The 17,587-nt window shown below is 56.9% G+C and carries 18 protein-coding genes and 1 tRNA gene; 7 read left to right on the top strand and 12 right to left on the bottom strand.

What is annotated here, in order from left to right:
- Positions 1–117: 117 nt before the first annotated feature.
- Positions 118–1,698 carry an ABC transporter substrate-binding protein gene (locus ACMVPR_RS16690; protein ID WP_416883801.1) on the bottom strand — a complete coding sequence of 527 codons (1,581 nt, stop codon included), beginning with the start codon at positions 1,696–1,698 and terminating at the stop codon, positions 118–120.
- A gap of 193 nt (positions 1,699–1,891) precedes the next feature.
- Positions 1,892–1,977, bottom strand: a tRNA-Leu gene (locus ACMVPR_RS16695).
- A gap of 151 nt (positions 1,978–2,128) precedes the next feature.
- Here ACMVPR_RS16695 and ACMVPR_RS16700 point away from each other — a divergent pair.
- Complete coding sequence (locus tag ACMVPR_RS16700) at positions 2,129–3,109, top strand: complex I NDUFA9 subunit family protein (protein ID WP_416883802.1); 981 nt, start codon at positions 2,129–2,131, stop codon at positions 3,107–3,109.
- Between the two features lie 32 nt (positions 3,110–3,141).
- On the opposite strand, the gene ACMVPR_RS16705 is transcribed toward ACMVPR_RS16700, so the two are convergent.
- From ACMVPR_RS16705 to ACMVPR_RS16720, 4 genes are all read right to left on the bottom strand, one after another.
- The gene (locus ACMVPR_RS16705; RefSeq protein WP_416883803.1) at positions 3,142–3,408 is read right to left on the bottom strand and encodes a DUF6455 family protein; all 267 of its coding nucleotides are present in this window, start codon (positions 3,406–3,408) and stop codon (positions 3,142–3,144) included.
- Positions 3,405–3,701 carry a DUF6455 family protein gene (locus ACMVPR_RS16710; protein WP_416883804.1) on the bottom strand — a complete coding sequence of 99 codons (297 nt, stop codon included), beginning with the start codon at positions 3,699–3,701 and terminating at the stop codon, positions 3,405–3,407. Before ACMVPR_RS16710 ends, ACMVPR_RS16705 begins: the two co-directional genes overlap by 4 nt.
- Entirely contained in the window at positions 3,698–3,952 is a 255-nt protein-coding gene (locus tag ACMVPR_RS16715; RefSeq protein ID WP_416883805.1) for a DUF6455 family protein, read from the bottom strand. The genes ACMVPR_RS16710 and ACMVPR_RS16715 overlap by 4 nt, the downstream gene beginning before the upstream one ends.
- A 78-nt stretch (positions 3,953–4,030) precedes the next feature.
- Positions 4,031–4,750: a M48 family metallopeptidase gene (locus ACMVPR_RS16720; RefSeq protein ID WP_416883806.1), complete on the bottom strand. Its 720-nt coding sequence runs from the start codon at positions 4,748–4,750 to the stop codon at positions 4,031–4,033.
- A gap of 131 nt (positions 4,751–4,881) precedes the next feature.
- On the opposite strand from ACMVPR_RS16720, the gene ACMVPR_RS16725 reads away from it, so the two are divergent.
- Positions 4,882–5,121 carry a hypothetical protein gene (locus tag ACMVPR_RS16725; RefSeq protein ID WP_300585235.1) on the top strand — a complete coding sequence of 80 codons (240 nt, stop codon included), beginning with the start codon at positions 4,882–4,884 and terminating at the stop codon, positions 5,119–5,121.
- On the opposite strand, the gene ACMVPR_RS16730 is transcribed toward ACMVPR_RS16725, so the two are convergent.
- Entirely contained in the window at positions 5,118–5,372 is a 255-nt protein-coding gene (locus tag ACMVPR_RS16730; protein ID WP_416883807.1) for a DUF167 domain-containing protein, read from the bottom strand. The two genes, ACMVPR_RS16725 and ACMVPR_RS16730, sit on opposite strands and share 4 nt — an antisense overlap.
- A gap of 80 nt (positions 5,373–5,452) precedes the next feature.
- Between ACMVPR_RS16730 and ACMVPR_RS16735 the strand changes: the two genes are divergently transcribed.
- Both ACMVPR_RS16735 and ACMVPR_RS16740 read left to right on the top strand, forming a co-directional pair.
- On the top strand, positions 5,453–6,031 hold the full coding sequence (locus ACMVPR_RS16735) for a nitroreductase (RefSeq protein ID WP_416883808.1): 579 nt from the start codon (positions 5,453–5,455) through the stop codon (positions 6,029–6,031).
- A complete protein-coding gene (locus tag ACMVPR_RS16740) occupies positions 6,028–6,753 on the top strand; it encodes an EI24 domain-containing protein (protein WP_416884675.1) in 726 nt (241 codons plus the stop codon). The genes ACMVPR_RS16735 and ACMVPR_RS16740 overlap by 4 nt, the downstream gene beginning before the upstream one ends.
- Here the strand turns inward: ACMVPR_RS16740 and ACMVPR_RS16745 are convergent.
- On the bottom strand, positions 6,683–6,979 hold the full coding sequence (locus tag ACMVPR_RS16745) for a DUF1467 family protein (RefSeq protein WP_300585238.1): 297 nt from the start codon (positions 6,977–6,979) through the stop codon (positions 6,683–6,685). The genes ACMVPR_RS16740 and ACMVPR_RS16745 overlap by 71 nt on opposite strands.
- A 35-nt stretch (positions 6,980–7,014) precedes the next feature.
- Complete coding sequence (mce, locus tag ACMVPR_RS16750; RefSeq protein ID WP_416883809.1) at positions 7,015–7,419, bottom strand: methylmalonyl-CoA epimerase; 405 nt, start codon at positions 7,417–7,419, stop codon at positions 7,015–7,017.
- Positions 7,420–7,544: 125 nt separating this feature from the next.
- On the opposite strand from mce, the gene ACMVPR_RS16755 reads away from it, so the two are divergent.
- Positions 7,545–8,261, top strand: a complete 717-nt coding sequence (locus ACMVPR_RS16755) for a response regulator (protein WP_416883810.1) — start codon at positions 7,545–7,547, stop codon at positions 8,259–8,261.
- A 127-nt stretch (positions 8,262–8,388) separates the two neighbouring features.
- Here the strand turns inward: ACMVPR_RS16755 and aspS are convergent, their stop codons facing one another.
- On the bottom strand, positions 8,389–10,167 hold the full coding sequence (aspS, locus tag ACMVPR_RS16760; protein WP_416883811.1) for an aspartate--tRNA ligase: 1,779 nt from the start codon (positions 10,165–10,167) through the stop codon (positions 8,389–8,391).
- Between the two features lie 331 nt (positions 10,168–10,498).
- Here aspS and carB point away from each other — a divergent pair, with 331 nt between their 5' ends.
- A complete protein-coding gene (carB, locus tag ACMVPR_RS16765; RefSeq protein WP_416883812.1) occupies positions 10,499–13,831 on the top strand; it encodes a carbamoyl-phosphate synthase large subunit in 3,333 nt (1,110 codons plus the stop codon).
- A 109-nt stretch (positions 13,832–13,940) separates the two neighbouring features.
- Here carB and ACMVPR_RS16770 read toward each other — a convergent pair whose 3' ends face one another.
- Positions 13,941–14,582 (bottom strand): flagellar hook capping FlgD N-terminal domain-containing protein, encoded by a 642-nt coding sequence (locus ACMVPR_RS16770; protein WP_416883813.1) that lies wholly within the window; start codon positions 14,580–14,582, stop codon positions 13,941–13,943.
- Between the two features lie 6 nt (positions 14,583–14,588).
- Positions 14,589–15,995, bottom strand: a complete 1,407-nt coding sequence (locus tag ACMVPR_RS16775; RefSeq protein WP_416883814.1) for a flagellar hook-length control protein FliK — start codon at positions 15,993–15,995, stop codon at positions 14,589–14,591.
- A gap of 266 nt (positions 15,996–16,261) precedes the next feature.
- On the opposite strand from ACMVPR_RS16775, the gene ACMVPR_RS16780 reads away from it, so the two are divergent.
- Entirely contained in the window at positions 16,262–17,533 is a 1,272-nt protein-coding gene (locus tag ACMVPR_RS16780; RefSeq protein ID WP_416883815.1) for a flagellin, read from the top strand.
- Positions 17,534–17,587 lie beyond the last annotated feature (54 nt).

Genomic DNA, 17,587 nt, shown 5'->3' on the forward strand with positions numbered 1-17,587 from the left:
TGTCCGGCGTGATAAGGGTCGCTTATCAAATTTGTCCGGAAACTGCTGTAGTAGGCCGCGGTCCAACATCTTGGACCGCGGTACAAACGTTTACTGCCGATTGGTGCAGCAGCACGCTCAGTTCATTGTGAAGTACTTGATCTTCGGCTGATCCTCGGGATCGACCTCGATGCCAACCTTTTCGGACATGCCCCAGTTCAGAACCTGGTGGTGGATCGGGATGTACAGCTGTTCATCCTGAATAACCCGCCAGATCGAGGCGATGTCCGCGTTCCGCGCGTCTAGATCGGTGTTCGAGGCAAGCGATTTGATCTTCGCATCCAGTTCGTCATTGTCATAGCCGGTGCCGTTCCATGTGCCGATGTCGGATTCACGACCGTGCACAAGGAAGTTGAAGATGTATTCGGAATCGTAGGTCGGAACACCCCAGCCCAGCATGTAGAAATCGGTGTTTCCGTCTGTAATCAGCGGGAAGTGCTGCGCCTTGGTTTTGGCATCCAGGTTCACGGTGATTCCGATCTGACCCAGCATGCCCACGGCGGCCTGACAGATCGCTTCATCGTTGACGTAGCGATCGTTCGGGCAATCCAGACGGATCGAAAAACCGTCGCCATAACCGGCTTCGGCCATAAGCGCTTTGGCGGCTTCGATATCGGTCGACGATTCGGCATCCATCTCGGCGGTCCAACCGTTGACGAAGGGCGGTGCGATCATGCCTGCTGGCTGGCTCTGGCCACGCATGACGACCTGTTGGATGGCATCGCGGTTGATCGCCATCGACATGGCCTTGCGCACACGCACATCGGCCAACGGGTTCTTGCCGTCGATGTTATCCGCTTCGATGTCATCGGCGCCCATGTTCATACCAAAGAAAATCACGCGGTTCTGCGGAGCCTGTTTCACGACAAGACCATCGGCATTGTTCACGCGTTCAAGATCCTGCACCGGCATGTCCTGAAGGAAATCAACCTCGCCCGACAGGAGCGCCGCAACACGGGTCGCCGCGTTCTGGATCGGCGTGTAGACAATTTCCGTCACTTCCATCGGGAACTGGTCAATGCCCCAGTAATTGTCATTCTTGACCATGACGGTCTTTACGTCCGGTTCCCGGCTTTGCAGCACGTAAGGCCCGGTGCCGTTGGCATTGGTGGTGGCAAAGGTGATCTCGCCGCCTTCAAAGTCCTGAACATTGACCGTGTTGTTCGCCTCGGTCCAGCCTTTGTCCATGATGAACAGGTTGGTGAGGTTCGACGGCAGAATCGGGTTCGGACCGTCGGTGACCATTTCGATGGTGTAATCGTCCACAGCACGCACTTCGGTGATCGACCCGATGAGTTCTTTCATGTCCGAGTTGGGCTGCTTGGCGCGTTCAAAGCTGAAGACAACGTCCTCGGCAGTGAAATCCGACCCGTCATGGAATTTGACGCCCTGACGGAGATTGAAAACCCACACATTGGGATCGTCGGCGCTGGGTGCCCAATCGGTTGCGAGAGCGGGCTCAAACGCGCCCGTCACGTCGCGGATGATGAGCGGTTCGTACATCTGGTGGCGGATGGTGTGGGTCGGACCTTCGTTCTGCGCATGCGGATCAAGCGTCAAAGCGTCGCCGGAACGAGCCCAGCGCAAGGTTTCGGCACTGACCGTGGCCGTCGTGGCCAAAAGTGCAGCAGCCATGGAAATAGCAAATGTCGTCTTCATGAGACTTCCCTGTTTTTTGTTATAGATGATGATTTGATGTGCCGACACTGTTCGCCAAGCGGGCCCAATTGGCAAGCCCCGAGGCAAAACACAGGCGCCACGTCAATTTCGCCTCGAACGAAGCACAGGCCACGACGACCGTGTTTCACCAGAAACAGGCGGTTTTTGTCATTCTTTCAGTTCTAGGGAAGAGTGGTGCCCAGGAGAGGACTCGAACCTCCACGGCCTTGCGGCCACTGGCACCTGAAGCCAGCGCGTCTACCATTCCGCCACCTGGGCAGGTGTCGTGACGCTGGCGTTTAATCCGGTCCCGAAAGGGTGTCAACGGGCTTTTCGCGGCTTTTGTGCGTTGCTTTGCGGCAATCCTGCACCTTGCCCGCGAGAGGCGACAACGGTAGAGGTCAGTCAAGCTATGATTGGGAGCATTCACATGTCCAAACTCGTCACGATCTACGGCGGCTCGGGGTTTGTCGGGCGCTATATCGCGCGGCGGATGGCCAAGCAGGGATGGCGGGTTCGCGTTGCCGTGCGGCGTCCGAACGAAGCGATTTTCGTAAAGCCTTATGGCGTGGTCGGTCAGGTTGAACCGATCCTGTGCAACATCCGCGACGATGCCAGCGTGCGGGCCGCGATGCAGGGCGCGGATGCGGTTGTCAATTGCGTGGGCATCCTTGCGAAAAATGGCAAGAATACCTTTGACGCAGTTCAGGCCGAAGGCGCCGGGCGGGTTGCGCGGCTTGCGGCCGAGGCCGGCATCGAAACGATGGTGCATGTTTCGGCCATCGGCGCCGATACCAAGAGCGAAAGCGATTACCAGCGCACCAAAGGAGAGGGCGAAGCAGCCGTTCTTGAACACATGCCCAATGCCGTGATCCTGCGCCCGTCGATCGTGTTTGGCCCAGAAGACGGGTTCTTCAATCGCTTTGCTGGCATGACCCGGCTTGGCCCGATTCTTCCGGTTGTCGGTGCAGATACCAAGTTCCAGCCGGTCTATGTCGATGACGTGGCCCAAGCAGCGTGCCTCGCTGTCACCGGTCATGCAGCGCCGGGCATTTACGAACTGGGTGGTCCGGATGTGAACACATTCCGCGAGTTGATGCAGGAGATGCTCAAGGTCATCCGTCGACGTCGTCTGATCCTCAACATTCCGTTCTTCGCTGCGTCGATCATGGGCGGTTTGTTCGACTTTGCCAGCGCCATCAGCGGCGGTCTGATCCCGGCGATGGTGACGAGCGATCAGGTCAAGAACCTGAAGAACGACAACGTCGTATCCGACGGTGCAAAAACATTTGCGGATCTTGGTATCAAACCGACAGCCTTGGAAGCTGTGTTGCCCGACTATCTGTGGCGGTTCCGGCCGTCCGGGCAATATTCCGGGATCAAGGAAAGCGCCAAGAACCTTCGGGCCTGACCTTCCCATTCAAGATCAAGACGATCCTCCGATCAGTGACCGCGTGCCAAGGTCCCTAGGGCTTTGGCATTTGCACATCCCGGCGGAGGTAATTTCGCGTGGGATTTTTGCGATCCAAGCCAGCTTTGACAGTTCTCGACAAGAGCACAGGCCCGGCACGCCGTCACCAGGGATGCATAGTCCTGCGCGCTTAATCGACCTTGCGCCATGGCTTCGGAAAAGCTGATGCCCATGACCTTGCCCACGCTGCGTGTCAGCCAGAAGTGCAATTCGGCGTCACCGACATGTTGGACGGTCATCCTGTCTGCCTTTCTGCAAGTACTCTCAGCCTTTCGGCGTTGATGCACGCGACAGGAGGGGTTGCATCACCCTCGCTGTCTTGTCGGTCAAGCCACCGCTGACACCCTTCGACCCAGTCGCAAGACCGGCATGTGTTCACCATGTCAGCCCAGCATTCGGCGCTTAGATCACCACGTGCCGCAGCAGCCGCTGGGTCAATGTCACAGGCTTTGGCCATGCGTTGAACTAGCCAGTAATGCTCGGTCGCGTCGCCAAGAAGCCGCCATGCCACCGATCCGGCGTCGCGGGTCATTTCGCCCCCAGTTGATCGAACAGATCACCGTTCCGGCAGTAATCCGGCAAGTTCAACTGTGGCCCAGCGCTGTCCAGAAGGCATTTGCATGCGTCCGGCTGGGTGCAGCCCAGACACCGGTCGACGGACTGATCGAATTGGTCTTCCGAGAGTTCGGCGCGGAGAATCATCTCCTGCAGATCAAGGCCCTGTCGGTCGGCCATGCCGAGAACCAACTGCGTATGCGCATCACGTTTTGAATCGTAGGACATCACAATGCTCCCCATTGTTCTGTCCCAAGGGTAAGCGAGGCGATCACCGCAAACCTTGATGCAGGTCAAGCCTCGTTGTCAGAGGCCCGCTGCCGTTCGACGCACAATCTCCATTCGCGCGGCATTGGGTGGATGGGTGCCAAGGAACCGGTTTCCGGGGTCCGGAATCCGGTTGAAGAACTGGGCACCGCGTACGGGATCGTAGCCCGCGCGGGCTGTGATGACCGTACCCAATTGATCAGCTTCCAGTTCAAAATCCTTGGAATAGGTCCGTGCCCCGAGGGACGCACCAATCTGTTCCGCCGACTGGACAGTGGCTGCATCCGCACCACCGAGCGCTGCAAGACCGGACAGGATAACTGCCCCAACTGCTGCGTTCTGCTGGGTACGGCCAAGATGGCCCAGAACATGGTGTGCCGCCTCGTGACCCATCACGAAGGCCAGTTCATCGGCATTACCGACGGATGCGATAAGCGCAAGGTTGAAAGCAAGGATCGGTCGTCCGTTGCGATCCACTGTTTGAAACGCGTTGGGCGGTTGGCCCGGACGATCATCGACGACGATCTGGAAATCGCAATTCGCCCCCGGCACAAGACGCCGGCATTCGCGCTCTGCGACTGGTTCGACCGTTTCAACGACGGACACGAATTGACGCGCCGCCACCCCTGCTCGGGTGCGGGCGTCCTGTTGCGAGACTTGCGTTGATCCACCCTGCGGGCGCGGCTGCACCTGCGACGTCGGTGCCGGAACATCGCACGCTGCAAGAGCGACAAAAGCAAAGAGAACGAGCCAGCGCATCAAGACACTCCCAGGATCTGAGACCTTCAAAATAGGGGCATCAGGGATGACCTGCCAGTCCCGAATTCCCCTGAGTGGTTTTTCGCAGATCGTCATTGGCATTTGCCCGGACGGCACGCTAGGGTTGACCCATGTTTAGCATCGAACACGAATTTGACTCGACCGTTGTGACCCTTGTTGATGAGGGCAAAGGGCCCTTGCAGGAGGATGTGATCGTCATCGGTTTCGAAGAATGCATCACCGTGGAACAATATGATCCGCGCACGGACCAAATGAACAAAATCACCTTTTCGATGTCCCAGATGCGCGACCTGGCAGCCTCCCTCTCGTTGCCGGAAGGCGTCTATTCCCGCGAGGAAAAAACGGGCTAATCCAGCCGAAATATCTTGTCCCGCGATTTGTGCCCCTGCACCAATGTCAGCTTGGATTTCGGCACGCCGAGCGCCTTTGACAAAAGCACCGTAACCGCCGCATTGGCCTTGCCATCCTCCGGCGTTGCGGTCACCCCGATCTTGATCACGCCGTTGTCCATCACCACCTTGTTGTCACGCGCATTGGGCGTCACGCGAACAGTGATCGTCGTTCCGGGAATGGCAAGATCGGCAAGACTGTTCTTCGACATGCTTTCGTCCTATCACGCCAGAAGACACGCCTCCGGACCTGCAGTCTTGCATGGTCTCACTTGACGATGAAGGAAAGACGATGCCCGAAGCGAATACAGCCGTGATGGAATTTCTGCACACGCGCCGCTCTCGCCCGGCGAAACTGCTGCAAGACCCGGCGCCAGACCGGGAGGCACTTATGCCGATCCTCACAGCAGCTGCGCGGACGCCGGATCATGGGAAACTGGAACCCTGGCGCTTTATCGTACTTGAAAAACCGGCTCTGAACCGTCTTGCCGATGCCGTTGAGCAATGTGGCGCAGAGACCGGGCGCACTGAGGAAGATATCGCCAAGGCCCGGCAGCAATTCTTGGACAGCCCTCTTTGCGTCGCCGTGATCGAAGTGCAGAAACCGTCCGAGAAAATCCCGGCGATCGAACAGACCTATTCGGCGGGTGCTGTGTGTCTTTCTTTGCTGAATGCGGCTCTTGCATCGGGATGGGGTGCGAATTGGCTGAGCGGTTGGCCATCCCATGACTGCGCGTTTTGTCAGAAAACACTGGGCTTGGCAGACAATGAGCGGGTTGCAGGGTTCATTCATATCGGCACGGCTTCGGCAATTCCCCCGGAACGCCCACGCCCGGACCTCGACTCAATCACGACATGGCTCGACAGATGATCCTGCGCAGCTTTCTTCTCACGTTGGGGCAACTGGGCGATCCCCGGTTCCGCAAGGTTCTGTTTCTGGGCGTCGGCCTTGGATTTGCGCTGCTTGTTGCGTTTTTCGCGGCACTCATGTGGTTGCTCAATGCCTGGCTTGGCCCCGAGGCAACCTTGCCCTTCATCGGCGAAGTGACCTGGCTGGACGACCTGCTGAGCTGGACCGCCTTTATTTCGATGATCGTTTTGTCGGTCTTCCTGATGATCCCGGTCGCCTCGGCCATCACGTCGATGTTTCTCGACGATGTCGCGGATGCGGTCGAGGACCGGCATTATCCGCATCTGCCGAAAGCCGACCGGGTGCCCTTTGGGGATGCGCTGCGTGACACGGTGAATTTTCTCGGCGTTCTGATCGCGGCGAACGTGTTCGCGCTGATCCTTTACGTGATGTTCCCGCCCTTCGCTTTGTTCATCTTCTGGGGACTGAACGGCTTTCTGCTGGGGCGGGAATACTTCACTCTGGCTGCGATGCGCCGAGAGGGACGCGCAGGTGCGAAAGCGTTGCGCAAACGCCATGTGGGCAAGATTTGGATCGCAGGCACGCTGATGGCCATGCCGCTATCGCTACCGCTGGTGAACCTCGTGATCCCGATCCTCGGAGCGGCGACCTTTACCCACCTGTACCACCAAATTCAGGCGCAGGCCCCATCCGGCCAAAGAAGTCCAGATCGCGCACGGTGATCCATCCGGACAGGATGATCCCGGCAATCACGATCCAGAGGCCGATGCTGACAAAGGTGGTGATCCACGCCTTTTTCTTGAGGTTGTGCACCTCGGGGGACCCGGCATGGGTGCCCGGCACGATCTGCCCGACATCGCCCTGTGTCTGCAACCTGATGGGGATCACGATCAGGAACACCATGAACCAGATCACGGCATAGAGAACGATGGCAGAAGTGATGGACATGGGCAGGCTCCTTTACATGCGAATATGGGGCCGCGTCAGACTTGTTCCAGCTCGACAAGGCATCCGTTGAAGTCTTTGGGATGCAGGAACAACACGGGTTTACCATGCGCACCAATCTTTGGGGTGCCGTCGCCCAGCACGCGTGCGCCGGTTTCCTTGAGATGGTCGCGGGCGGCGATGATATCATCCACTTCGTAACAGACGTGATGGATGCCGCCCGAGGGGTTCTTTTCAAGAAACCCGGCGATCGGGCTATTGTCGCCCAGCGGGTAAAGAAGTTCGATCTTCGTGTTCGGCAATTCGATGAAAACCACGGTTACGCCGTGATCCGGTTCGTCCTTCGGAGCGCCAACCTTCGCGCCCAGCGCGGTGCGGTATTGGTCTGATGCCGCTTCGAGATCCGGCACCGCAATCGCCACGTGATTCAAACGTCCAATCATCTTCTGTCTCCGTCTTGCGTTTGGCGGCTTATCCCCCGAGCCGGAAAATCAGACAAGAGCCTGCCGCCCATTAACGCTCTGTTAGCCGCGACCGCGCCAAAATGAAGCAACTCACGGAGGGTGAAATGATCGACGATGACGCTTTCGACCACCTGCGCAGGCCAACAGTGACCCGACCGCTGCTTGGTTTGACGATCCTCGCTGTCGAGGACAGCTTGTATGCCTGTGATGCGCTTAGATTGATGTGCCTTCACAGCGGCGCCCGTCTCAGGCGCGCCGACTGCCTGAAATCCGCCCGCCGCCACCTGCAGGTCTACCGTCCTTCGGTGATCTTTATTGATCTCGGCCTGCCAGATGGAAACGGCGCTGAACTGATCGAAGACCTGTCTCGATCTACGCCGCGAGTGGGTGTGATCCTTGCCTGTAGCGGCGATCCATTTGCGGAAAATGTCGCTCTTGCCGCCGGTGCGGATGGGTTCCTCGCCAAACCCATCGCAAATCTTGGGGCGTTTCAGCACGCGATCCTCCAACACTTGCCAAACGATACGCGACCAAGCGGGCTGCACCCGGTCAGAACCGATATCATCCAACCAGACGCCGTCGCCTTTCGAGAGGATATGGCCTTTGCCGCCGAAATCCTTGCAGGTCCGCTGGACTTGCAGGCAATCAGTTATGTCACATCCTTTGTGCGCGGCGTTGCGATGGCGGCCGAGGACCATGTACTGGAACATGCCGCTGCTGATCTCGCACTTGCGCAGTCCAAAGGCCTGCCGATCCACGGTCCTGTGTCCCGACTGGCCAGGCTGGCCGAAACCCGCGTGCAGGATGCCGTCGCAATCTGATGCGAAAGGCCACCCAATTTTGGGTGGCCTTTGCTTCTTCGCTTCAAACCAATCAATTCCTGCGCAGGAATTGCACCCATAAGGTCGGGGCGAAGCAACAAGCTCCCCCCTACCCTTTGTCCTGCGTTCAGCTTTCTTTCGGCAAGACGCGCAGACCAAGCTCCATGAGCTGATCGCTCGTGGCCTCGGACGGCGCGTTCATCATCAAGTCTTCAGCGCGCTGGTTCATCGGGAACATGATGACCTCGCGGATGTTCGCTGTATCTGCAAGCAGCATCACCACCCGGTCAATCCCTGCGGCACAGCCACCATGCGGCGGTGCGCCAAACCGAAACGCGTTGACCATCCCGCCAAAGCGTTTGCGCACTTCCTCTTCGCCATATCCTGCCAGTTCGAACGCCTTGAACATGATCTCGGGCTTGTGGTTCCGGATCGCACCGGAAATGAGCTCGTATCCGTTGCACGCGAGATCGTACTGATAGCCCAGCACTTCAAGCGGATCGCCATTCAGTGCGTCCATGCCACCCTGCGGCATCGAGAACGGGTTGTGGCTGAAATCAACCTTGCCGCTTTCTTCGTCCTTTTCGTACATCGGGAAATCGACGATCCACGCAAACGCAAAGCGGTCCCTTTCGGTCAAACCCAGTTCGTTGCCAATCTCGATGCGTGCTTTGCCAGCCACCTTTTCAAAGCTCGCAGGTTTGCCACCAAGGAAGAACGCCGCGTCGCCATTGCCCAGCCCAAGCTGCTGACGGATCGCCTCGGTCCGTTCGGGGCCGATGTTCTTGGCCAGCGGACCGGCGGCTTCCATACCGTCGTCGCCATCGCGCCAGAAGATATAGCCCATGCCGGGCAGACCCTCTTTCTGGGCAAAGGCATTCATGCGGTCGCAGAACTTGCGACTGCCACCGCCCGGTGCCGGAATCGCACGAATTTCCGTGCCATCCTGTTCCAGCAGCTTGGCAAAGATCGCAAAACCCGAATCCCGGAAATGATCGGACACGACCTGCATCTTGATCGGGTTGCGCAGGTCAGGCTTGTCGGTCCCGTACCACAGGGCGGCATCGCGATAGGAAATCTGCGGCCATTCGCTGTCGACCTTGCGACCACCGCCAAATTCCTCGAAGACGCCCTGCATCACCGGCTGGATCGTGTTGAACACGTCCTGCTGGCTGACAAAGGACATCTCCATGTCGAGCTGGTAGAAATCCGTCGGCGACCGGTCGGCGCGGGGATCTTCGTCGCGGAAACAGGGCGCGATCTGGAAATACTTGTCAAAGCCGCTGACCATGATCAGCTGTTTGAATTGCTGCGGCGCTTGCGGCAGCGCGTAAAACTTGCCCGGATGCAGACGGCTCGGCACGAGGAAATCGCGCGCACCTTCGGGGCTGGACGCGGTGATGATCGGCGTCTGGTATTCGCGGAAATTCTGCGCCCACATCCGCTTGCGGATCGAGGCAACCACATCAGACCGCAACGTCATGTTGCGCTGCATCGCCTCACGCCGCAGATCGAGGAAGCGATAGCGCAGACGGGTTTCTTCGGGATATTCCTGATCTCCGAACACGATGAGCGGCAATTCCTCAGCGGCACCCAGCACTTCCATATCGCGGATGAACACTTCGATTTCACCGGTTGGCAGTTTCGGGTTCACGAGACTTGCGTCACGCGCCTTAACCTCTCCGTCGATGCGGATACACCATTCCGACCGCACCTTTTCGACATTCGAGAAAACCGGGCTGTCCGAATCGCACAAGAGCTGTGTGACGCCGTAGTGATCCCGCAAGTCGATGAACAGAACGCCGCCATGATCCCGGATACGATGCACCCAGCCAGACAGGCGGACGGTCTGGCCAACATCGGCCTTTGTCAGATCGGCGCAGGTGTGGCTGCGAAAGGCATGCATGTCGGATTCCCAATTCTGTGTAGATTTCAAGTCGCCCGGCTCAATGATGCAGGTTGGTGCAAAAGTCCAGCCACCGCGTGGGATTCCACCATGTCCAGTTGACGAATGTGACCAAAGCTTAGCCGTTCCAGAGTGTCGATTGACCCGTTGCACAATGCGAGGGGCGTATGCGGCGCGAGACGGCATCGGACGTGGCCAACGCTGAAAAGCTTGTACGGGTAAAAACAACGTCGCAAGAGGCTTGAACGTCACTCACGCATGTCTATAACCCGCTGGAATTTGCCCGCCGGGGTCTGCACCCGGCTTGGACCGCGCAAAACGAGGTGACACAATGCCCAAACGTACCGATATCAAATCGATCATGATCATCGGAGCAGGGCCCATCGTCATCGGGCAAGCTTGCGAATTCGACTACTCCGGTGCGCAGGCGTGCAAGGCGCTGCGCGAAGAAGGGTATCGGGTCATCCTCGTGAACTCGAACCCGGCCACCATCATGACTGATCCGGAACTGGCCGACGCCACATACATCGAACCAATCACTCCGGAGATCGTCGCCAAGATCATCGAAAAAGAGCGTCCTGACGCGCTGCTTCCAACGATGGGTGGTCAGACAGGATTGAACACCTCGCTGGCGCTGGAAGAAATGGGCGTCCTTGAGAAATACGGCGTCGAGATGATCGGGGCCAAGCGTGAAGCCATTGAAATGGCTGAGGATCGCAAGCTCTTCCGCGAAGCCATGGACCGGATCGGGCTGGAAAATCCCAAGGCCACGATCATCACCGCCCCGAAAAAGGCGAACGGAAACGCTGATCTGGATGCCGGTGTTGCCTTGGCCTTGGCCGAACTGGAGCATATCGGCCTGCCTGCGATCATCCGGCCTGCCTTTACCTTGGGCGGCACAGGCGGTGGCGTGGCCTACAACCGCGAAGATTTCATGCATTATTGCCGCTCGGGCATGGATGCGTCGCCGGTCAATCAGATCCTCGTCGATGAATCGCTGCTGGGCTGGAAAGAGTTTGAGATGGAAGTCGTGCGCGATCGCGCCGACAATGCGATCATCGTCTGCGCCATCGAAAACGTTGATCCGATGGGTGTACACACTGGAGACTCCATCACTGTCGCACCTGCGTTGACGCTCACCGACAAGGAATACCAGATCATGCGCAACGGCTCGATCGCCGTTTTGCGCGAGATCGGCGTTGAGACCGGAGGCTCCAACGTTCAGTGGGCGATCAATCCGCAGGACGGACGCATGGTCGTGATCGAAATGAACCCGCGGGTCAGCCGGTCCTCGGCGTTGGCCTCAAAAGCAACGGGCTTCCCGATTGCCAAGATCGCGGCAAAACTGGCGGTGGGTTACACGCTTGACGAGCTGGACAATGACATCACCAAGGTAACGCCCGCGTCGTTCGAGCCGACTATTGATTATGTGGTCACCAAGATCCCCAAATTTGCCTTTGAAAAATTCCCCGGATCCGAACCGCATTTGACCACTGCGATGAAATCCGTAGGCGAGGCTATGGCGATTGGCCGTACCATTCACGAGTCATTGCAAAAGGCCCTGGCCTCAATGGAATCCGGTCTGACCGGGTTTGATGAGATCGATATTGAGGGCGCGCCGGAAAAATCGGCTGTCATCAAGGCGATCAGCAAACAGACCCCCGACAGGATGCGCACCATTGCCCAGGCCATGCGGCACGGCCTGTCTGATGACGACATTCACGCGACGACGATGTTCGACCCGTGGTTCCTCGCCCGCATCCGCGAAATCGTGGAAGCCGAAGAAGTGGTCCGCGCCAACGGGCTTCCGGCTGACGAGGCTGGCATGCGCGCCGTGAAGATGCTGGGTTTCACCGACGCCCGACTGGCCAAGTTGGCAGGTCTTACAGAAAAAGACGTCCGCGCGCGCCGCCTGAAGCTGAACGTGAAGGCCTGCTTCAAACGGATCGACACCTGCGCCGCCGAATTCGAAGCGCAGACCCCCTACATGTATTCCACCTACGAAGCCCCGATGATGGGCGAGGTCGAGTGCGAAGCACGTCCGAGCGACCGTAAGAAAGTGGTCATCCTCGGGGGTGGCCCCAACCGGATCGGTCAGGGGATCGAATTCGACTATTGCTGCTGCCATGCCTGTTTCGCGCTGACTGACGCGGGTTACGAGACCATCATGGTCAACTGCAACCCTGAAACCGTGTCGACCGATTATGACACTTCGGATCGTTTGTATTTTGAACCGCTGACCTTTGAGCATGTCCTCGAGATCCTGCGCGTGGAACAGGAGAACGGCACGCTTCACGGTGTGATCGTGCAGTTCGGTGGGCAGACGCCGCTGAAGCTGGCTCGCGCTCTCGAGGCCGAGGGCATTCCAATCCTCGGGACCACGCCGGATGCGATTGACCTTGCCGAAGACCGCGAACGGTTTCAGGCGCTTGTCAATAAGCTCGGTCTGAAGCAGCCCCATAACGGCATCGCATCAACCGGTGCGCAAGCCATGGCGATTGCAGAAGATATCGGCTTTCCGCTGGTCATCCGACCCTCATACGTTCTGGGCGGGCGCGCGATGGAAATCGTCCGCGATATGGGTCACCTTGAACGCTATATCAACGAGGCGGTCGTGGTGTCCGGCGACAGCCCGGTCCTTCTGGACAGCTATCTGTCCGGAGCGGTGGAACTTGACGTGGATGCGCTTTGCGATGGCACGCGGGTCCATGTTGCTGGAATCATGCAACATATCGAAGAGGCAGGCGTTCATTCGGGCGACAGCGCCTGTTCGCTGCCACCCTACTCGCTCTCCGACGACATTCTTGCCGAGATCAATCGCCAGACCGAAGCCCTGGCCCTTGCGCTGAACGTCGTTGGTCTGATGAACGTGCAATTTGCGATCAAGGATGGCGAAGTTTATCTGATCGAAGTGAACCCGCGCGCGTCTCGCACGGTACCTTTTGTCGCCAAGGCGACAGATTCGGCCATCGCTTCCATTGCGGCACGTGTCATGGCGGGCGAACCGTTGACCAACTTCCCAATGCGCGACCCTTATCCCGAGAACGCGGATTACGATACGATCTTGCCGCTAGCGGACCCGATGACCCTTGCCGATCCAATGATGCCGTGGTTCTCGGTCAAGGAAGCCGTGCTGCCATTCGCACGTTTTCCGGGAGTCGATACGATTCTCGGCCCGGAAATGCGCTCCACTGGCGAGGTCATGGGATGGGACCGATCTTTCCCGAGGGCGTTCCTCAAGGCACAGCTTGGCGCGGGAAACCATTTGCCCCGTTCCGGCAGCGTGTTCTTCTCGATCAAGAATGATGACAAGACTGACCAGCTTGTAGAAACCGCACAGATTCTCGTGGAACTTGGGTTCAAGATCGTGGCGACCTCAGGCACAGCGAAATTCCTGTCGGAACACGGCATCACCTGTGAAGTCACCAAGAAGGTTTACGAGGGTCGGCCCAATATCGTCGATCTCATGAAAGACGGTGGGATCGATCTTGTGATGAACACAACCGAGAGTGCGGCAGCCGTAGAAGACAGCCGCGATATCCGGTCGGTCGCGCTTTATGACAAGATCCCGTACTTCACCACCGCAGCCGGCGCACATGCTGCCGCGCTCGCGATGAAGGCGCAGGAGGAAGGCGAACTCGTCGTGAAACCGCTTCAGGCCTAGTTGCATTGTTAAAATGACTTGGAAACAGGTTTGGGCGTTGCAAGACCCTGTCTTGATGGGTGCTGCGCAAGCGGAAGTTAAGTCAGCTCTTGGCGAAACACTGGGCTGATCACCGCAGCGTCGTGATCGCCGTTTCAGGAACGACCGTGCCGTTGGCCAGCAACAATTCCACCTGCGTCGCCCCAAATCGCACTTCTTCGACCAAATCACCTGTGGCAATGCGCACGTCGATATTTGTTTCATCTGCTACCCTGCGGATTTCCGCCGTATAGGTGGCAGGAGCTACGATCCGACCTTCGAAATCCGTTCCATTCCAAGTCACTCTCGACTGTCCCGCAGCCAAGGCGGCTTCGGAAACAACCGCGCCCCTTGAGTCGAGGATGACAAGTTTCACATCTCCGTCGAATTCGGTGATATCAGCGATTTCCAGCGTTATTTCCGCCCCGGTGAAATCAAACGGTCCTTCATGCAAGGCAAACCTGCCGACGACTGACGCATATGCCGTGATGCCACCAGCACCAAACGCGGAAGCAAGAATATCCAGTTTCTGATTGGTCAGAGTCTGCTGCTCCACCATGGAAAACGAAGCCAGTTGACTCGCGAATTGGTCGGCCGCCATTGGGCTGAGCGGGTCCTGGTTTTGGATCTGCGTGGTCAACATCCTCAAGAAAGTCTCGAAATCCTGCGACACATTCGAGATTTGCGCCTGAGACGTGCCACTGTTTCCCCCCATGATCGAAGCTACATCCATCGTACGTCACACTCGCTTGTCGATGCCGGAGACAACTGCATCAACTTTTTGTATTGTCGCGGTCATCGAAAGGTCGATTTCCGTCTCCGGTGGTCGAATTTCCGGCGAACGCTTTTGCGCGTCAGATCCCGAACGGCCACTGTTGAACGTGAATTCGTACCCTTCGATGCCCAAACGTTTGAAGGTCGTTTTGAGTTCGTGCTGATTACGGGACATCAGATCGAGAACCTCTTTGCTGGAGGACGTGAAAGTCACATCCAGTATGTCACCGATGGTCTCAACGGTGACCAAAGACTGCGGTTCCGCGCCATCGCCGTCTGGCACCCGAGGTTGGAGCGGTGCCGGATTTGCGACAAGCCGATCGTGTGCCACCAGCCTCAGACCGCTTTCGCTCAAACGCGGCGCGTGCGTCGGCGGCACCTCCGCATCCAATTCGGGCGACGCCAAGTGGATCGAAGCCTCAAATGTTGGCACAGCAGGCTTTTTGGGGTCCCAACTGGGGCGCACGCCGTTCGTATCTTGCTGTAGCTGCGCTGGCCTTTGATTTTCAACGCTACCGTTGGTTGGAAATTCCTTTGTTTGAATTTCGGGGTGCGAATGAGCTGATGTCGGCACACGTGTTAATCCGGCAGGAGAGCGGACTGGGCGAATGTCAATATCCTCACCGGTTTGTGCAGTTTGGTGCAAGCGTATTGCTTCTAGTCCAAACTTTTTCGGGTCAGGTGTTTCGTGGCCCTTAATGTGCACAACTTTCTCCAAGTTGCTTTTACCGGTTATCAATCGAAACAGTCCGAGCGAAGGAGCATCTCCATCGACCTGACTATGTTGATACTGCAAGAAGTAGTCTTGAGGTTTTAGCGGCTGACTCGATACATTTGCACGGACCAACCAAGGCGCTGAAAAAGCTTCATTTTCCAGAATTTTATCTGAAACATCCAGATCGGACATTCTGGGATTTTCGTCGTCTGACGGAACAATAATGTCCAGATCTTTTGTCAGGTTTATAAGATCAGAAGAGGAAACAGCTCCGTTTGAATCAGAACTGAAAAGTAACTGGTCTTCAGGAAGCTTTGGATGTTTGGAATGCTCTGAAAACTTAGGATCAGTTGGGATTGTCCGATCGCCATCCATCACCGGCTCGATAGTTCCTTCAGCACCATGATCGCTGTCAGAACAGCTTGTCTGACAATGGATGTTTGGAAAAATATAATTTTTATGACTTGTTTCTGCCGAGAGACGAGGATTGTCACCACCTGAACCAAAATTCTGTTTTTTCCAAAGAAGCAGGTCGAGACTGATCATCTCGAACTGGAATGCATCTGCCTTGGTCCTTTCCGAATTGGTAAGCTCAAGAGATGGGGAAGCCCCATATCGATCATTCAGTGTCAGACCGTGGCTGTTTGGAACAATCATTTTATCTCTCACAGAATGTTGATCTCGATATTCCATAGAGAGCATTAATCAGTAGTTAATTTTTGGAGTTGTGTGGATAAATTTTGATCCATTTCAGATTTCGACACCTCCATCAATTCATAATTCCTTCATGAATTCCAAAGAGTTTGATCGTGCACAAATCAGTGGCGCGGGAAATTCCCAGCACGTGTCAGAATGGCATTCAAACCCAGGCCAAATGACTTGGCTTGAATTAAGATGTGCAAAGCACAGTTGAAAGGAACACAATGTCCAGTATTCTGACAAACAATGGCGCGATGGTTGCGCTCCAAACCCTGAAATCCATCAACTCTCGTCTGACTGAAACGCAGAACGAGATCTCTACAGGGAAATCTGTAGGTAACGCGCGTGACAATGCTGCGGTCTGGGCCATTTCGAAGGTGATGGAATCCGACGTAAAGGGATTCCAGGGAATTTCCGACAGCCTGAATCTTGGCGAGTCCACCGTCGCCGTTGCCCGAAACGGCGCAGAAACGGTCACAGACCTACTGACAGACATGAAAGGCAAGATTGTCGCGTCGCAAGAGCAGAATGTCGATCGCGCAAAGATCCAGACCGACATTGTTGCCCTGCGCGACCAGATCAATGCCGTTGTAGGCGCCGCCCAATTCAACGGCCTCAATTTGCTGTCGAACCGGGCAACCACGGCTGGTTCCGGCACTGTCAATGTTCTTGCCTCATTGGATCGATCATCTTCCGGCGTGGCGGCAAGCGACATCACTGTCGGCAAGAAAGACCTTGGGACAGCTGCAAGTTCTGTGACCGGCGGCACCGTCGCGAACCTGACGGCGGCGGCAACTCTCAACGCGACCCAAAGCGTCTCGCTTGCCGTAACCACCCCCACGGGTGCCGGCCAGATCTTCAGCATCGGATTGACGGGCACGGACGCCAACGGCGACAAATTTACAGCCGCAGACTACACAACAGGTACCACGGCGACAGATGCCCAGAAAATCATGTACATAGCGCGCGACGGGGATACCGCAGGCGATATTGCGAAAGGACTTGCGCAGGCCTTCGCAATTTACGCAGCCGAAGAAGGGCTTGATACAGATGTTCTCAACATCACTGCCTCGGGAAGCAACCTGACAGTGACCTCGACCGTGACTGATGCGACCGATACGATCGCGGCCCGGATCGATACGCTGACCAGCCCAACAGAAGTCACAATTGGCGGCGGTCTGGAAAAGCTGAACGACATCGATGTGACCACTGACGCTGGGGCCGATGCGGCCCTGGTCGCGATCGAATTCATGATCCAGAACGCTATCGATTCAGCGGCATCTTTCGGTTCGGCCCAAGGCAGGATCGAAACGCAGTCGAACTTTATCAGCAGTCTGACAGACTCGCTCAAATCTGGGATCGGTACGCTTGTCGATGCCAATATGGAAGAAGCATCGGCACGCCTTCAGGCCCTCCAGGTGCAACAACAGTTGGGGGTACAGGCACTTTCCATCGCCAATCAGGCGCCGCAGTCTCTGCTTTCATTGTTCCGATAACGCGCTATCGGGCCACCCCGGTGGCCCGACACACAATCGAAACGACGATAGGAC

The organism is Marivita sp., from assembly GCF_048006345.1.
In the GTDB taxonomy this organism is placed as follows: domain Bacteria; phylum Pseudomonadota; class Alphaproteobacteria; order Rhodobacterales; family Rhodobacteraceae; genus Marivita.

Excerpts from the sequence above, each read along its gene's own strand:
- mce (WP_416883809.1), bottom strand. The coding sequence starts at position 7,419 with ATGATTGGACGTTTGAATCACGTGGCGATTGCGGTGCCGGATCTCGAA.
- ACMVPR_RS16720 (WP_416883806.1), bottom strand. The coding sequence starts at position 4,750 with ATGCGCTGGCTCGTTCTCTTTGCTTTTGTCGCTCTTGCAGCGTGCGAT.
- carB (WP_416883812.1), top strand. The coding sequence starts at position 10,499 with ATGCCCAAACGTACCGATATCAAATCGATCATGATCATCGGAGCAGGG.
- ACMVPR_RS16710 (WP_416883804.1), bottom strand. The coding sequence starts at position 3,701 with ATGACCCGCGACGCCGGATCGGTGGCATGGCGGCTTCTTGGCGACGCG.
- ACMVPR_RS16730 (WP_416883807.1), bottom strand. The coding sequence starts at position 5,372 with ATGTCGAAGAACAGTCTTGCCGATCTTGCCATTCCCGGAACGACGATC.
- ACMVPR_RS16740 (WP_416884675.1), top strand. The coding sequence starts at position 6,028 with ATGATCCTGCGCAGCTTTCTTCTCACGTTGGGGCAACTGGGCGATCCC.
- ACMVPR_RS16725 (WP_300585235.1), top strand. The coding sequence starts at position 4,882 with ATGTTTAGCATCGAACACGAATTTGACTCGACCGTTGTGACCCTTGTT.
- ACMVPR_RS16775 (WP_416883814.1), bottom strand. The coding sequence starts at position 15,995 with ATGATTGTTCCAAACAGCCACGGTCTGACACTGAATGATCGATATGGG.
- ACMVPR_RS16705 (WP_416883803.1), bottom strand. The coding sequence starts at position 3,408 with ATGACCGTCCAACATGTCGGTGACGCCGAATTGCACTTCTGGCTGACA.
- ACMVPR_RS16770 (WP_416883813.1), bottom strand. The coding sequence starts at position 14,582 with ATGGATGTAGCTTCGATCATGGGGGGAAACAGTGGCACGTCTCAGGCG.
- aspS (WP_416883811.1), bottom strand. The coding sequence starts at position 10,167 with ATGCATGCCTTTCGCAGCCACACCTGCGCCGATCTGACAAAGGCCGAT.
- ACMVPR_RS16700 (WP_416883802.1), top strand. The coding sequence starts at position 2,129 with ATGTCCAAACTCGTCACGATCTACGGCGGCTCGGGGTTTGTCGGGCGC.
- ACMVPR_RS16745 (WP_300585238.1), bottom strand. The coding sequence starts at position 6,979 with ATGTCCATCACTTCTGCCATCGTTCTCTATGCCGTGATCTGGTTCATG.
- ACMVPR_RS16780 (WP_416883815.1), top strand. The coding sequence starts at position 16,262 with ATGTCCAGTATTCTGACAAACAATGGCGCGATGGTTGCGCTCCAAACC.
- ACMVPR_RS16755 (WP_416883810.1), top strand. The coding sequence starts at position 7,545 with ATGATCGACGATGACGCTTTCGACCACCTGCGCAGGCCAACAGTGACC.
- ACMVPR_RS16690 (WP_416883801.1), bottom strand. The coding sequence starts at position 1,698 with ATGAAGACGACATTTGCTATTTCCATGGCTGCTGCACTTTTGGCCACG.
- ACMVPR_RS16715 (WP_416883805.1), bottom strand. The coding sequence starts at position 3,952 with ATGTCCTACGATTCAAAACGTGATGCGCATACGCAGTTGGTTCTCGGC.
- ACMVPR_RS16735 (WP_416883808.1), top strand. The coding sequence starts at position 5,453 with ATGCCCGAAGCGAATACAGCCGTGATGGAATTTCTGCACACGCGCCGC.